This window comes from Vibrio furnissii CIP 102972 (genome assembly GCF_000176175.1).
Classification (GTDB): domain Bacteria; phylum Pseudomonadota; class Gammaproteobacteria; order Enterobacterales; family Vibrionaceae; genus Vibrio; species Vibrio furnissii.
This window is the reverse complement of sequence record NZ_ACZP01000014.1, coordinates 1352978-1368193: the sequence shown is the minus strand read 5'-3', so window position 1 is coordinate 1368193 and position 15216 is coordinate 1352978. Positions and strand designations below refer to the sequence as shown.

The following is a 15216-nucleotide window of genomic DNA, read 5'->3' as shown; positions in this document are numbered from 1 at the left end:
CGTAAGGTTTTACGAGTATAAAACAATGATGAAAAACGCAGCACCTATCGGTGATTATGAAATAAAACAATTAAAGATTTTTAAAGTGGTTGCCGATTGTGGTGGTTTTTCCGCAGCAGAGACTGAACTCAATATCAGCCGATCTACAATCAGTATTCATATTTCTAATTTAGAATCGCGTCTAAACCTTACGTTATGTCGCCGTGGGCGATCAGGCTTTGCGCTAACGGAAGAAGGTGCTGTGGTGTACGAGGCGACCGTCAAGCTCTTGGGCGAACTTGAACGATTTAGAAATATTATCAGTCACTTGGATGTACAACTTTCGGGAAGTCTCACCGTTCTTTTCAGTGATAATATCAGTTTGGATGCACGGGCAAATATGCCAGAAGTCATTCGTCAATTCACAAAGGTCGCTCGCGAGGTCTATTTAAATGCTGACGTAGCTAAAATGACCGAAATAGAACGTAAAGTTCTGCAAGAAGAAGCAGATATTGGTTTTATCCCCTTTCACCGTGAACTGGAAGGCTTAGAATATGAGCACATTTATACGGATGTTTGCTATCTCTATGCAAGCAGCGACAATCCCCTCGCCCAAATGCCCCAAAAGGAATTGAATGATGACATCATCAACGCCTTTCCGGTTGTTTATGCCGGTATCAAAAGCCAAGAGTTACTCAATGCACAACTTCCGAAAATGAATTTAAAAGCAACCGCCTACAATTATGAATCTCGTTTAGCGCTGATTTTGTCCTCTAAATTCATTGGTTATCTACCTGAAAACTATGCGCAATCCTATGTCGATTCCGGCCAACTGATTGCGATCACACCAGCCACGCAATATTACCACCTGGAAATCATGGCCATTACCAAGAAAACAAACTCAACCAATAAAATTCGATCGTTATTTATTAAAACAATGAGAGACTTTTATCTTAATAAAAACACACGGGGTGTCATGAATAGCACGAAAATATCGTCATCGATATAAAAAACAAACACCAAAATAGAACGATTTGTCGGGCGTTGCTTATGACGTGATGGATGATATTTACTCCCCCCTTTCGTCTTAAGTCGTACGCCCCAGTTGAGCATGATGTTTTCACCTTAATTGCTGCTTGTACGTGACGACTCCCCCAAATAATACGGCCACCCCCTCAGCCGTTCCGACACAATAACCCCGACCCTACGACTATCGGCTATTACTCCACGTCGAATGAACATGCTATAACCGAACGTGCGTTAACAAATTGTTATTTTCAGGCAGGTATTGTTTGGAAATCAATATTGTGGAATGGAATACCCTTTGGGTGAAAAGGAGTTTAAATGTCGATCTACGAGAATGGTCTTGCTCAATGTGAAGTGAATCATATTGCCCTCACGCCATTGAGTTTTTTGGAACGAACCGCCGCTATCTACCCGAATTATCCTGCCGTGATTCATGGCACGATTCGCCGCACATGGGCCGAAACGTATCAACGCTGCCGCCAACTCGCATCCGCACTTGCAGGCCGTGGGGTGGGCAAAGGCGACACCGTTTCGGTCATGCTGCCCAATATTCCCGCCATGTTGGAAGCCCACTTTGGAGTGCCGATGATCGGCGCTGTCTTGAACACGTTGAACATTCGGTTAGATGCAGAAACCATCGCGTTCATGTTGAACCACTGTGAAGCCAAAGTGCTCATCTGTGACCGTGAATTCCATGATGTGATCGCACATGCATTGGCGCTCATGGACACCCCGCCGTTGGTGATTGATGTGGACGATCCAGAATACGGTGAAGGACAAGCCACCAGCGAGTTAGATTACGAGACCTTTCTTGCCGAAGGCGACCCAGCATATGAATGGCAGTGGCCCGAAGACGAATGGCAAGCCATTTCGCTCAACTACACATCGGGAACCACCGGCAATCCGAAAGGTGTGGTTTACCACCATCGCGGTGCTTACTTAAACTCACTCGGTAACCAGATGACGTGGTCCATGGGCAATCATCCGGTCTATCTTTGGACGCTGCCCATGTTCCATTGTAATGGGTGGTGTTATCCTTGGACAGTCACTGCCTTGGCGGGTGTACATGTCTTTCTTCGCCGAGTGGACCCACAGAAAATCCTCACGCTCATCCGCGAACATCAAGTCAGCCACTTATGCGGCGCGCCCATCGTGCTCAATGGGTTGATCAACATGCCAGAAGATGCCAAAGCTGCAATCGACCATCCCGTCAATGCCATGGTTGCCGGCGCCGCACCACCAGCAAAAGTCATTGGTGACATCGAAAAAATGGGCATCAAGGTCACGCATGTTTATGGCTTAACGGAAGTGTATGGCCCAGTGACGGTTTGCGCATGGCATGAAGCGTGGGACAGCCTCAACCTTGAAGAGCGAGCCACGCTGAAATCGCGTCAAGGTGTACGCTACCCCACACTTGAAGGTGTGATGGTTGCCGATATTCAAACCTTTCAACCGGTCACAAAAGATGGCAAAACTATCGGCGAAATCTTCATGCGCGGCAACACCGTGATGAAAGGCTACCTCAAAAACCCCGATGCAACCGCCGAAGCCTTTGACGGGGGTTGGTTCCACACCGGTGACTTAGGCGTCTGCCACCCCAACGGCTACATCGAGATCAAAGATCGCTTGAAAGACATCATCATCTCGGGCGGTGAGAACATTTCCACCATCGAACTGGAAGATGTGCTTTATAAACACCCCGCCATTCTTGAAGTCTCCGTGGTCGCGAAACCCGATGCACGCTGGGGTGAATCGCCCTGTGCTTTTATCACGTTAAAGGAAACCGAATACGCAACAGAACAAGAGATCATCGATTACTGCCACGAACATTTAGCAGGGTTCAAAGTACCGAAGACGATTGTCTTTGCCAACCTCCCTAAAACGTCGACCGGGAAAGTCCAGAAGTACGTCCTTCGCGACTGGGCAAAAGCCATCTAACGCCAAACACAATGCGGGAAGCCTTGCTTCCCGCGAATCTGAACAATAAGCCGTCACAAAATATCCGCCACGAAATAAATTCTCTCCAAATATCGCTTCCTCTTCTCAAATAACCCAGATTAATAAGACGGGTAAAACCGAAGCAAAATGTGTCTAATACTTTGCTTTGAAGAGCGCTCTGCGGTAAAAAGCGGAGTATCCTTAGGATTAATGCGTTACGATTCATTTCTATGAGTAATCAACCGAATGCACGTCAGCTGATTTCATGTGAAGAGTGTGGCCTTGTGGTTCGCATCCCTGACATTGAACCAGGGCAGAAAGCGCAATGCCCGCGCTGTGCTCATGCGCTGACAAAAGTGAACGCCAAACCTTACCAAAGTGTCATTGCTGTCTCTTCGGCGTGCTTGATCATGCTGGTGCTCAGCATCTCCTTCCCATTTATGTCGTTCAGTGTCAAAGGGTTGTCTCAAGAGATCACCTTATTGCATGCTGCAAAAATGTTGGCCGAATTTCAAAATGTGTTGCTGGGTAGCCTGCTACTGGCCACGGTGATCATCTTGCCAGCGATTTACGTCGGTTTGATTCTGTTTCTCCACCTTGAAGCGCTAAAAACACGCAACCATGTGCCATCGAAAAAGCAGCAGCGAATGGCGAAGATCCTGTGTCGGATTCTGTTTCGCGTCCAACCCTGGCTGATGGTGGATGTGTTCTTGATTGGCGTATTGGTGAGCCTCATCAAAATAGCGTCCCTTGCAGACATTGGTATGGGAAGTTCATTCTGGGCGTTTTGTGTTTACACGCTGTTGGTGGTGAAGTGTATCGCCATGGTGGACAAAAGTTGGTTGTGGGGCCACTTTATTCCCGTCGTCGAATTACCATATATAAAGGAAGGCGACACGCACCACAGCCACAACCATATCGGCTGCCATACGTGTCATCAAATCAACCACATTGATGACAAACGTTGTGTGCGTTGCCAAAGTCCACTCCACAAATACAACCCAACCGACAACTTACAAAAAGCATGGGCATTGCTGTTTGCGTCCGTCATTTTCTATATTCCTGCCAACCTCTATCCAATGATGTATACCGTCAGTTTGGGGCACGCCGAAGGGTCAACCATCATCGAAGGGGTTATCTTACTTTGGCATTTGGGCTCTTATCCCATCGCCATGGTCATTTTCTTTGCCAGTGTGTTTATTCCGATGGCTAAAATGCTGACCCTCGCGTGGCTCTATTTTCAAGCACAAAAAGCACAATACCTGCCGCCGGAAGAAAGCATCACTCGCTTGAAAATATACCGTTTAACCGAGTTTATCGGCCGCTGGTCGATGATCGATATTTTTGTTGTCGCCATTTTGGTTGCCCTGGTGCAATTGCAAAATCTAATGGCGATTTATCCGGGTCCCGCTGCGTTATCGTTTGCTGCAGTGGTCATACTCACCATGCTTTCGGCCATGATTTTTGATTCGCGTTTATTGTGGCAACAGCCACAAAGTGATGTCACAGAAGCGATGCCTGAACACCTACAAGAGAAAGCCAATTATGAGTGATGAGAACAAAACAACCGCTCAAATAAAACAACAACGGCAGATATCTGCTGTCTGGATCATTCCTATCCTGGCATTGGTCATGGGGGCTTGGATGCTATTTCAGTACATCAGCAGCACAGGCCCGCAAATCACGCTGCAATTGCCAACAGCCGATGGGATTGAAGCGGGGAAAACCGAGATTCGCGCGTTGAACGTGAAAGTTGGGGTTATCACCCAAGTGACGCTCAGCGAGAATTACGACCACATCATCGCCAAAGCACAAATGAACAAAGATGCCGAGCGAATGCTGAGGGAAGATTCCATGTTTTGGGTCGTGAAACCTCGCATCGGCCGCGATGGTGTTTCGGGCTTGGAAACCTTGCTATCGGGTGCGTACATTCAGTTGCAACCGGGTAAGTCGGCAGAAGAAAAAGAACACTTCACGGTGTTGGATGTCCCGCCTGTCGCTGCGCCAGATGCGGAAGGTCGCCGTATTGTCTTGACGCACCGAGAAGCAGGCAAACTCGGCGTGGGTGATCCCGTTATATTTAAAGGCTTTACGGTTGGACGCGTCGAGAAAACCAGTTTTGATGTGGAAACCCGTCAGGCGTTGTATCAACTGTTTATCTTTAAACCTTACGACAGTTTAATCCGCACCCGCTCGAAGTTTTGGCTCAGCTCTGGCGTTGATCTCCAACTCAATACGGAAGGCTTTGAGCTCAAATTAGGCTCACTGGAAAGCCTGCTCACCGGTGGCGTCACATTTGATTCCGTACCGGGCATGGATTCTGGCGATCCGCTCACCGAAGACATGACCAACTTCCGCCTCTACGATGATGTGAAGCAGTTACGTGAAGGAATTTATGATGAATACATCGACTTTGTGATGCTGTTTGATGAATCCATTCGCGGCCTGAAAGAGAAAGCGCCAGTTGAATACCGCGGCTTGCGAATTGGTACGGTGATGAAAGTGCCTCTGCGTTTCCCGACTCAAGAAGAGAGCTTTTCGGTCAAACGCATTCCGGTCTTGGTGCGTATCGAGTTGGGCCGCTTGTTCGATCACTTCCACACCGATTCAATGGATGAGTACAGCGAAAAACTCAAACTGGAGTTTGCACGAGGCCTGCGGGGCACATTGAAAACCGGCAGTTTGATTACCGGCGCGCTGTATATCGACACCGATTTCTATCCCGATGCCGCAAAATACGAGCCGAGTGAGTTTTTGGGATTGTCCGTCTTCCCGACCATGCGGGGCGGATTTGCGCAGGTTCAAAAACAAGTGAATGACTTCCTATACAAGATCAACAAGTTGCCAATGGAAGATACACTTGAGTCCCTCAACCAAACCCTAAAAACCTCTGAACGCACCTTGGCGTCGGCGGAACGAATGGCCAACAGTATCAATAAACTGCTGAACCAAAATGAAACGCAGCAGATCCCAGCGGATATTCGCCAAAGCCTGCAACAACTGCAAAAAACGTTGGACGGCTACGGCCCGAACTCCACCATGTATAGCGACATGGAATCGACATTAAAAGAGCTTGAAAAAGTGATGACTGAATTTAAACCGGTGCTAAAACAATTGAACGACAAACCAAACGCCTTGGTGTTCGGGGTGGATGACGTCAACGATCCGGTTCCAGTGGGAGGGAAGAAATAATGAGACGAATCATGTTCTTAGCAGCTGCGTTGTTGGCAGGCTGTAGCAGTGCACCGGAGACCACCAGCGCGCTCTATCTTTTACCGCAACCGGAATCGCAAACGGAAACGCCTGAAGCGGTCACCGACCGTCCACTACTGGTGGTGCGCCCGGTCGAATTGGCCAGCTACCTCAATAATCGTGGCATCGTATATCGCACGTCAGAATCCCAAGTGATTCAGGCCAAGCACAATCAATGGGCGCAAAATTTGTCTGAACAAATTACTCAACGGGTCATTGCCGACTTGCGTCAAAAACAAACTCATTATTGGCCAGTCACGGTTCATAACCTGCTCGACCAAAGCAGTGACGACAAGCTGCAACTGAGTTTGAACAAGTTTAATGGCAACTATCAAGGCAATACAGAAGTGGAAGGAGAATGGATGTTGATTGAAGCCAATGGCAAAGTGAAGCGCCGCGCTCCAGTGAAAATCTCCGTGCCGCTGCAAGATGAAGGCTACGATGCGCTGGTTGAAGCATTAGCCGCCAGTCTCGATGACCTCACCGATGCCATCGCGCAGCAGTTATAATATCGCCACATCACCATGATCAATCAGGGGAGCTCCATGCTCCCCTTTTGTTTGTCACCCTTTCTGTCGTAACGGATTGTCGAAACAGTTTGTCGAAACAATCTGCTATCAACGAGCTGCCATCAAAGTTTGCCGTCGTATTCAATCCCCCGCTGTGGGAGCTTCATAAAGCATTCACGTCACACTGTCACGCCTAATCCACTCTCGACACATGCATTTTCGCGGCGCATGTATTGATGACAAGGCTGATTAGAAAAATGGATGAAGCGGCATGGACACTTACCGATTCTATTCAACCGGCTGACTGGTGATGACCGTGCAATCGAGTTGATGAAAATAGTCACTGATGGTGTGGCTATTGGGAGAACAAACTAGGTAATCAAGGCGTTCAGATGGCAAGAACGGGTAAGGCGCTAACGCTTCCGCTTTATCTTCCGTGCACAGTGCCACCATCGCGCCACCTTTCGAGGTGACATGGCGTTTAAACTCGGCATCTTGATAATGAATGGCACTAAAGCCGGTTTCCGACGACCAACCACAAATGCCTATGAAACAGAGGTCAAAGCGAAACTTTTGCAAAGCTTCAACCGCCGTAATGTCCACGGCGCCGCCGACGGTGTTATCCAGCTCTCCCCCAAGCAAGATGGTGCGAATCGATTGCCGCGCCAGTAATCGCATGGCGATCACCGGGCTATTGGTCACCACCGTTAGGCCCATTGTATTGGGCAGCAGACTGGCGAGCAGCATGTGGGTGCTACTCGCATCGAGGAAAATCACGTGATTGGCTTTGATGATGGATAATGCGGCAAGTGCTAGCGCCTGCTTTTCGCTATGGCGGTTTTCCAACCGCTGCTCTTGCGTCCCCGTTGCGGGCACCAGCGAAAGCGCTCCACCGTGAATGCGCTTGCACAATCCTTCATTGGCCAGAAAACGCAAATCCCGACGAATCGTGGCTTCGGTTGAGCCCAATTGCGCGGCCAAGTCAGTTGCCATCACTTTATGATGCGCGTTCAATAAATTGAGAATGAGCTGATGACGTTCTTCTGGTGAAAATTTTTCCATAATTGTTATCGAGTCGGCGGCGAGTTGACCCAGTATAAACGAACATGGTGGATGTTCATATCTGTTCACTTATGAACAATCTCTTTTGCGTCTCTCAAGCGATTCCTATAGCGGACGTGTTTTCGTTCTGCTTTCGTCCGTTCGATGAACGCTAGCCGCTCGCGTTTTTGTATGTCGTTCCTTGCTCAACAGCGCCAATCGCCGCATCAAAAAACAACACATATGGACATAAAAATGCTTATCTATGTTCATTTGTCGTTTTTTCTGTATACTCAATCACGCTTTATTTCGCGTGACGCGTTCATCATGTCACCCGTCCGTTTTATGGTTAAGTAAGGGCATCGAGCATGACTGAGTATGAAAAAATGCTTTCCGGAGCGCTGTACAATCCGGCCGATCAACAGTTGAGTCAACTGCGCGAGCAGGCACGCAATTGGCTTCATCAATTCAACCACGCCTCCGCTGAGGACGCCGAAACTCGAGCGAACATCTTGCACCACTTACTGGGTCATGTGGGAAGAAATATCTCGATCCATCCGAATTTCTATTGTGACTATGGCTGCAATATCTCGGTAGGCGATCACTTCTTTGCAAACTATGACTGTGTAATTCTAGATTGCGCTGAAGTCCATTTTGGTGACAACTGCATGCTCGGGCCACAAGTTGGCATTTACACTGCGACTCACCCACTCGATCCCATTGAACGTGCCAGCGGTGTCGAATCGGCAAAACCCATTCACATCGGCGATAACTGCTGGATTGGTGGGCATGCGACGATCAATCCCGGCGTCACGTTGGGCAATAACGTCGTGGTCGCCTCGGGCAGTGTCGTCACCAAGAGTTTTGGCGACAACGTGGTGATTGGTGGCAATCCAGCTCGCATTCTTCGTGACATTCCATGCGCGCAAACATCCCAAGACGCTACCGATGGCGTCACCACAGCAACTGGGAGCCAGCAATGACACACGATAATTACATCGGTGACTTGGTGTTGAGCGAAGCGCAGATCAAAGCTGGCGTTACATGCGTTGCCGAGCAGCTCAATCAGCAATTTGATGAGGCTGTGATCATCACCGTGGTGCCGGGCGGTATTTTATTTACCGCGGATCTGGTGCGACAACTGTCCTTCCCTATCAGCATGGATTACATCTCTTGCCCACACACGCCGGGAGAGCGAAACAACCGCTCCAAAATTGAGTATCACCAAAATGTCCCAATCGCGGGGAAGCATGTCATTTTGGTCGATGATGCGATTGAATCCGGCGGCACCATGAAACGCCTCAGCACATACCTCATTGAACATTTTCCGATAAAATCGCTCTCCATTGCGACACTATTTGTGAAGCCTAGTCGTGTTGCGATTCCTGTGTCACAGTATTTTGCGTACGACATGGATAGCGATGACCTGTTGGTGGGTTACGGCTTACCGTGGCATGACCACTCGCGAAACTTGCCTTTTATTGCCAAAGTGAAGCAAACCACGATGGCGTGAAATGGCCTGACCTCTCGTTGTCGTTGAATGCTTTGAGATGTGAGGCAACTGACGCTACAATCGCGTTTCTCACCCTCAAGGCGTTCAATAATGTTATTTAACAACGATATAGATGAAATGATGAGCTATTTAGAGCGGTTCTGTAAGGAACCGCATATCCAAGCGCTCGACAATGTTTCTGACGATCAGATCAACCTACTTCTAGATGTCTTAACGCTCGCCCACAAGTTGCAGAGCGATATCTACGCGACCGGTAATCGAAGCAGCTCGCACTTTATTGGCATGGGCGTTTTTGCGCTCACTCAAGAGCGCCCGCCGCAAGGAAACCTATTTTTCAAAGTGGAACATGACCAACTTTACCTGACATTTGAACTGGAAAGCTGCGGAGAAGAAACGCGGTTAACACCGCTTCGCGTGATTGATGCCCTCGTTTACCTTTCAGAAAAACAAGGGCACGGGTTCTTGCCAGAACACTATTCCAGACCGGTTTAGCCCATCGCTGGCATCGTGGCTAGTCAGGTAACTGATTCAGAAGAATTGTCGGCGTGAGGATCTGAGGCAGCTCCTCTGGTACATCGACCCCTTTTCGATACCATAGATAAAGCGGCACGCCCGAACGCTTGTGCTGTGTCAGGAACTGCGTGATGGCACTGTCGCCATGGGTCCAGTCGCCGACCATCGTGACCACACCCTGTTGCTTCAACGCTGCTTGCACGCTGTCTCGCGCTATCGAGGTTTTTTCATTGACTTTGCACGTCAAACACCAATCTGCCGTGAAGTATAAAAACACATCGTGCTCCACTTTTATCGCATCCAACTTGACTTGCTCAAACGGTAGAGCATTGGATTCGAGATGAGATGACTGTGCCAAAGGCTCTGAATCCCACGAGACCATCACCGACAGCGACATCAAGCTCAACACAATGGCTGGCCACCAGCGCATTTTGCGTTGTGACACCTGCCATAAACCAGTTAGCCACAAGCCAAAGGTGGACAGCATGGTTGCCGAAATGACCAACAGGGTAAAATCGCTGCTGGTCTGGCGCATCAATATCCATAACAGCCCCAGCACCGTGACAAACATAGGCAGTGCCAGAATACGTCTTACGGTGACCATCCACGCCCCCGGTTTTGGCAGCACTGTGCGCAACCTTGGCATAAAGCTCACCAACAAAAATGGCAACGCCATGCCAAAACCTAATCCGGCAAAAATCATCAATGCACTGACCAGCGGCAACATCAAGGCAGCCCCTAGTGCGGTGGCCATGAATGGTCCCGTACAAGGTGTCGCGACAAATGCCGCAAGTACACCGGTCCAAAAATCGCCTTTGGGTCCTTTGGCGTCTTGCAAGCGCGAGCCCGAGGTGAGCGTTCCAATCTCATACAACCCTGCCAAGTTAAAGCCGATCGCATTCATCAACAGAATCAGCGCCGCAATGACAATCGGGCTTTGCAGTTGAAACGCCCATCCGACTTGATGACCCAGCGATCTGAGCGCCAGAATGACGCCGCCCAGCACCACGCACACCAAGACTGCGCCGAACATATAGGCGAGTGCACCGGCTCTGGCTTCTTTTTCAGACCCCTGATGCGCGATGCTGAGAATTTTCAGGCTCAAGATTGGAAAGACGCACGGCATGATGTTGAGCAACAGGCCACCAGCCACAGCGCCCAGAAATGCAATCATCGAGAGCATAATATCGTTGCTCATCCATGAATCTGGCTGACCGGACAACGCACTTAACGCATCGACGCGTTCGGCCTTGAACCGCAACGATGTGTCACTATTGAGCACGAGAACGCCTTCAAACAGATCGCCGTCCGCGTCGCCTTTCGCCGTGCTCATCATCAGGCGATCATCGTTTACCGTGAAGTGTTGAACGGCGCTGTTAGACATCAAATCGTTGATGATTGGGTACACGTGCACGTTCTTCATATCGACGTTTTTCAGATAATAAGAACTGGGTAATGGCAAACGCAGTGTCAACGTCTCGTTGCTGGTGTAAAACTGCCCGGTTTCGTGCATGGGTTTGGGGATTCGCGCTTGCCATTGATTCAATCGATTTTGCAAGGCGCTCTCTGCCGCGCCATCACCAACCGTCAACGTCACGCTTAGTGACTGACTTTCCGGTAGACAACTTTCTGGGTTACATACCAAGTAATTGAGCTCAAGCGCTAAATCGATCGAGTCGCCGGCTTGATAGTCGTTACTGATCGTCAGCGGCGCCAACAACACGTATTCACCATGGTAGATGTAATTCATTAAACCACTGGTGAGCAGTTGGCTTGGTGCCGGGTAAGCAAATTCACCAACGGTCACGCCTTTCGGTAAAGACCATTTGAAATAATTGGCAAAACCAGCGTCACCCGGGTTTTCCCAATACCCATGCCAGCCGGCTTGCGGTTTCATTTTTAACGCTAATGTTTGTGTTTGACCCGCGGACGGATGTTCAGACGCCGTAACAATGGAAGCAGACAGTAAATAGTTCGGGCCATCATTCGGGTTACTCAACGCTTGAAATGAAGCCATTATCCAAGCGAAAAACGTGATGATACGGACGAAAAGAGCAATATACTTCATGGTTTTCATCTCTAATAATTCAACGAATGGCTGTTATGATTCATTTGAATGAAAATAACAGCCATTTGGGGGATACTTTATATTTTAGAATTTCACAATGAAGTTAAAACATTTTCAAATTCACTATCTTGCACTGAAACTTTCGATTCAATACGGCCACTTTTGTCCATTAAAATAATGGTTGGAATTTGGTTCACGCCAAATACTTCAAATAGTTTCCCATCACCGTCAAATACAATCGTCAAACTGGTTCCATAACTCTTTTTATATTCGTGCAATTCAGCCACAGAAGACCAAACATTGGTAGAGATCGAAACCCACTTCATATTGTTTGATTTAGATTTCTCCTCTAGCAGTTCGCGGACCTGAGTACACGCCTTTGACGATTCCGGCGCTGTCTCTTCCAAATACCATTCGCACCAAGGGCCAAAAAAGACCAACCCGACTTTGGCGCTATTGTCCTCACCAAACTTCAACTCGATGCTATTGTCATTTATCGTGGTGAACGCTAGATTTTTTAGCGTGTCGCCAACTTGATACGTATGCGCATCCGGTGCCGGCGAGTGAGCGATGCTCACCTTGTCGACGGTGGACTGATGGACGGTGGACTGGTGAATGATACGCTCAAGTTGGTTGTGAAAATTTTCGTCATCGACATGACCAAAGTAAGAAAATTGGCCTTGCTTATCAATCAACACATGTTGCGGTGTCACTCTCAGTTGAAAGGCTCGAGCAAGTGTTCCGTCATCAATCACTGTCGGCATCGTCAGCCCCATTTTTTTCAAAAACGGTTTCACCGACTGCAGGTTGTCATTGATGCCTGTATTGACCGATATCACTTCGATTTGATCGTGATATTGCTTGTATATGGCTTCAAACCCGGGCATTTGCTCACGGCAAGGGATGCACCATGTCGCCCAGAATTTGATATAGACCGGTTTCTTGCCATACATCTCGCTCAAGTCAATCGTACTGCCGTCAATGGTGGTGATTTTCATATCGGGCGCCGGTTTACCGACCAAAAATTCGCCCGCCGACTGAGCACGACGTTGACCGTCAGCGGCGTAGTCAATCTCTTCCGCGTGTGCTTGCTGATAGAAAGGCACGAGGCTGAATACCGCCGTTACAAAGAGGTTTAAATATTTTTTGTGTATAGGCTTCATGTTGAGCATCCTATTTAAAGTGACTTTAAAGGTTTAAGTAATAAAATTGATAATCATTGGGTTTTGATGACGTATTCTTCTAGATGCGATAATAGTTTTTGACGAATGAATTCAATATTATTTTCGATCACCTCATGAGAAGATACGGTACTTTCAATTGCGAAGAAACTGACACTGTTAATGCCAATCGTGCTGAGTATTTCTTTCATATACGGTGTGAAAAAATCAGGTTGATACGCATTATTTCCTGAAAACGTCCCACCGGAAGAAATAAGCACATACACCGGTTTATCATCTAATAATCCCAATTTTCCGGTTGGCGTGATGGCGAACGTCTTTTGAGCGCGCACCACATGATCCACCCAGCTTTTTAACCCGGCAGGCAGAGAGAAGTTATGCATCGGAGACGCCACGATCACCAAGTCGGCTGCGATTAAATCGTCAATCAATCGATTCGATACAGCCAGGCTGCCCGTCGACTCATCGTGCTGGTGTTCAATGCTCGCCACGGAGATCGAATATTCACTATCCACCTGCGCCAGTCGCGTCACGTTTTCTTCCGTCACGCTCACAGGCGTCAGTGTCGACATACGCTGAAGCAGTGATTGCGCAAGGGCATACGTCGAGGATGTTTGTTGCCTCGGGCTACTGTTAATCAATAGTATTTTCATATTGTCTCCAAAACTTCGATAGTCACGCCGTATTGGTAGTGATGTTACAAGCTAATATGGCTTACAATAAGAGCCATAAGTTTAAGATTTTTATGGACCATAATTGGACATGCAAAAAGGCCAGGACAAACTGTTTGCCTACAAGCTGGTTTACAAGCGGATTCACAGCGCGATTTTAGAAGGCGTGCTCAAACCCGGTGAGCGAATCCCATCGGCACGTGCTCTCGCCAAAGAGATGGGACTATCCCGTGGCAGCGTGGAAGAAGGCTACGCCCTTCTGAAATCCGAAGGTTTTATCGAAGCCAACGGGCAAGCGGGAACACGAGTCAGCCAAAGCGTTATCGAACAACCGAGGCCGTCTTTAAGCGAAGTGACGGTGCGTCAGCCTGGCTTTTCTGCCGACCTGCAAACAACGGATATCCTCCCTTTTCAGCTTGGCATTCCTGCTCTGGATGCTTTCCCTTTTAAGAGCTGGGCGCGCATGGCCGCAAGAAATGCGCGTCATACCGCGATAGAGAATTTGACGTATCCTTCGGTGTATGGCTTGCCAGAACTGAGACTCGCGATTGCCCAATATTTGAACGTGTATCGCGGTGTGCAATGTCAGCCGACGCAGGTGTTTATTACGTCCGGCTATGTGAACTCATTAAAGTGGATCACGAAGGCCTTGCTCTCTGTCGATGACAAAGTGGGGGTTGAGGACCCGGGTTATCCGTTCACCAAGTTGATATTGGAAAATGAGCGCCTGACGCCCGCGTTTGTGCCCGTCGATGACAGCGGCGTCACCATTCCTCAAGATCGTGGCATCAAAGCGCTCGTTGTCACACCGGCACACCAAAGCCCAACGTGCGTCTCGCTGTCACTGCAACGACGCCAGATGTTGTTAGATTGGGCAATCACCCAAGACAGCTGGATCATTGAAGACGACTACGACGGCGAATACCGACACACCGGCCTGCCGCTGCCCGCATTGAAGAGTTTAGATAGCCAAGACCGGGTCATTTACTCGGGGACATTCAGTAAAGTGTTATTCCCCAACCTTAGAACGGCCTATATTGTGGTTCCGCAAAACTTGGTGAACCGCTTTGAACAACTCTCCGATTTGTATGCCGGCAATGTTGCTGGTTTGACCCAACTCTGTATTGCCAACTTCATGCAAGAAGGGCACTTCAGTCGTCATATCCAACGGATGCGCAAGTTGTATCGCAAACGCAGAGAGTTCACGGCCAGATTATTTGCTCAATATCTGGGGGATAAGGTCTTCATCGAGCCGCAACCCGGGGGCATGCACATGATATTGAAATTCAACGATTCCAGCTGCAATGACGTCGAGATAGCCAAAACGCTGTTGCGTGATGGGCTCTATTCTCAAGCGCTGTCGCAGTGGTCTTCAACGCCTATTCATCCTGGCTTGATTCTCGGCTTCACCAATATCAAAACCGAAGAGGAATGTACCGCGCTGATATTCAGACTCAAAGCACTGCTTTAACCTTCCCCATCCACCTCAGTTTATCGAATCTAAACCAGACAAAACGCGTTCACG

The 15216-nt window shown here is 48.6% G+C and carries 13 protein-coding genes; 9 read left to right on the top strand and 4 right to left on the bottom strand.

Going from position 1 to position 15216, the window contains the following annotated elements:
• Positions 1-25 precede the first annotated feature (25 nt).
• The 5 genes from VFA_RS16370 to VFA_RS16350 all read left to right on the top strand — a co-directional run bounded on the left by VFA_RS16370 (position 26) and on the right by VFA_RS16350 (position 6704).
• Positions 26-988 carry a LysR family transcriptional regulator gene (locus VFA_RS16370; RefSeq protein WP_004727958.1) on the top strand — a complete coding sequence of 321 codons (963 nt, stop codon included), beginning with the start codon at positions 26-28 and terminating at the stop codon, positions 986-988.
• A gap of 335 nt (positions 989-1323) precedes the next feature.
• Positions 1324-2943 (top strand): acyl-CoA synthetase, encoded by a 1620-nt coding sequence (locus VFA_RS16365; protein ID WP_004727957.1) that lies wholly within the window; start codon positions 1324-1326, stop codon positions 2941-2943.
• Between the two features lie 230 nt (positions 2944-3173).
• A complete protein-coding gene (locus VFA_RS16360) occupies positions 3174-4496 on the top strand; it encodes a paraquat-inducible protein A (RefSeq protein ID WP_004727956.1) in 1323 nt (440 codons plus the stop codon).
• Positions 4489-6135 (top strand): intermembrane transport protein PqiB, encoded by a 1647-nt coding sequence (gene pqiB / locus VFA_RS16355; protein ID WP_038152070.1) that lies wholly within the window; start codon positions 4489-4491, stop codon positions 6133-6135. The genes VFA_RS16360 and pqiB overlap by 8 nt, the downstream gene beginning before the upstream one ends.
• Positions 6135-6704, top strand: a complete 570-nt coding sequence (locus VFA_RS16350) for a PqiC family protein (protein WP_081454484.1) — start codon at positions 6135-6137, stop codon at positions 6702-6704. Before pqiB ends, VFA_RS16350 begins: the two co-directional genes overlap by 1 nt.
• A gap of 288 nt (positions 6705-6992) precedes the next feature.
• Here VFA_RS16350 and VFA_RS16345 read toward each other — a convergent pair whose 3' ends face one another.
• On the bottom strand, positions 6993-7766 hold the full coding sequence (locus tag VFA_RS16345; protein WP_004727953.1) for a DeoR/GlpR family DNA-binding transcription regulator: 774 nt from the start codon (positions 7764-7766) through the stop codon (positions 6993-6995).
• A 347-nt stretch (positions 7767-8113) separates the two neighbouring features.
• On the opposite strand from VFA_RS16345, the gene VFA_RS16340 reads away from it, so the two are divergent.
• From VFA_RS16340 to VFA_RS16330, 3 genes are all read left to right on the top strand, one after another.
• Positions 8114-8728, top strand: coding sequence for a sugar O-acetyltransferase (locus VFA_RS16340; protein ID WP_038152066.1), 615 nt, complete (start codon positions 8114-8116; stop codon positions 8726-8728).
• Entirely contained in the window at positions 8725-9258 is a 534-nt protein-coding gene (locus tag VFA_RS16335) for a phosphoribosyltransferase (RefSeq protein WP_004727951.1), read from the top strand. Before VFA_RS16340 ends, VFA_RS16335 begins: the two co-directional genes overlap by 4 nt.
• A gap of 90 nt (positions 9259-9348) precedes the next feature.
• Positions 9349-9750 carry a hypothetical protein gene (locus VFA_RS16330; protein WP_004727950.1) on the top strand — a complete coding sequence of 134 codons (402 nt, stop codon included), beginning with the start codon at positions 9349-9351 and terminating at the stop codon, positions 9748-9750.
• A 19-nt stretch (positions 9751-9769) separates the two neighbouring features.
• Here VFA_RS16330 and VFA_RS16325 read toward each other — a convergent pair whose 3' ends face one another.
• The 3 genes from VFA_RS16325 to VFA_RS16315 form a co-directional block, all read right to left on the bottom strand.
• The gene (locus VFA_RS16325) at positions 9770-11788 is read right to left on the bottom strand and encodes a protein-disulfide reductase DsbD family protein (protein WP_004727949.1); all 2019 of its coding nucleotides are present in this window, start codon (positions 11786-11788) and stop codon (positions 9770-9772) included.
• Between the two features lie 143 nt (positions 11789-11931).
• Positions 11932-13011 (bottom strand): redoxin domain-containing protein, encoded by a 1080-nt coding sequence (locus tag VFA_RS16320; protein WP_232281736.1) that lies wholly within the window; start codon positions 13009-13011, stop codon positions 11932-11934.
• A 44-nt stretch (positions 13012-13055) separates the two neighbouring features.
• A complete protein-coding gene (locus VFA_RS16315) occupies positions 13056-13673 on the bottom strand; it encodes an FMN-dependent NADH-azoreductase (RefSeq protein ID WP_038152060.1) in 618 nt (205 codons plus the stop codon).
• Between the two features lie 109 nt (positions 13674-13782).
• Here VFA_RS16315 and pdxR point away from each other — a divergent pair, with 109 nt between their 5' ends.
• On the top strand, positions 13783-15162 hold the full coding sequence (pdxR, locus tag VFA_RS16310) for a MocR-like pyridoxine biosynthesis transcription factor PdxR (RefSeq protein WP_004727946.1): 1380 nt from the start codon (positions 13783-13785) through the stop codon (positions 15160-15162).
• Positions 15163-15216: the final 54 nt, after the last annotated feature.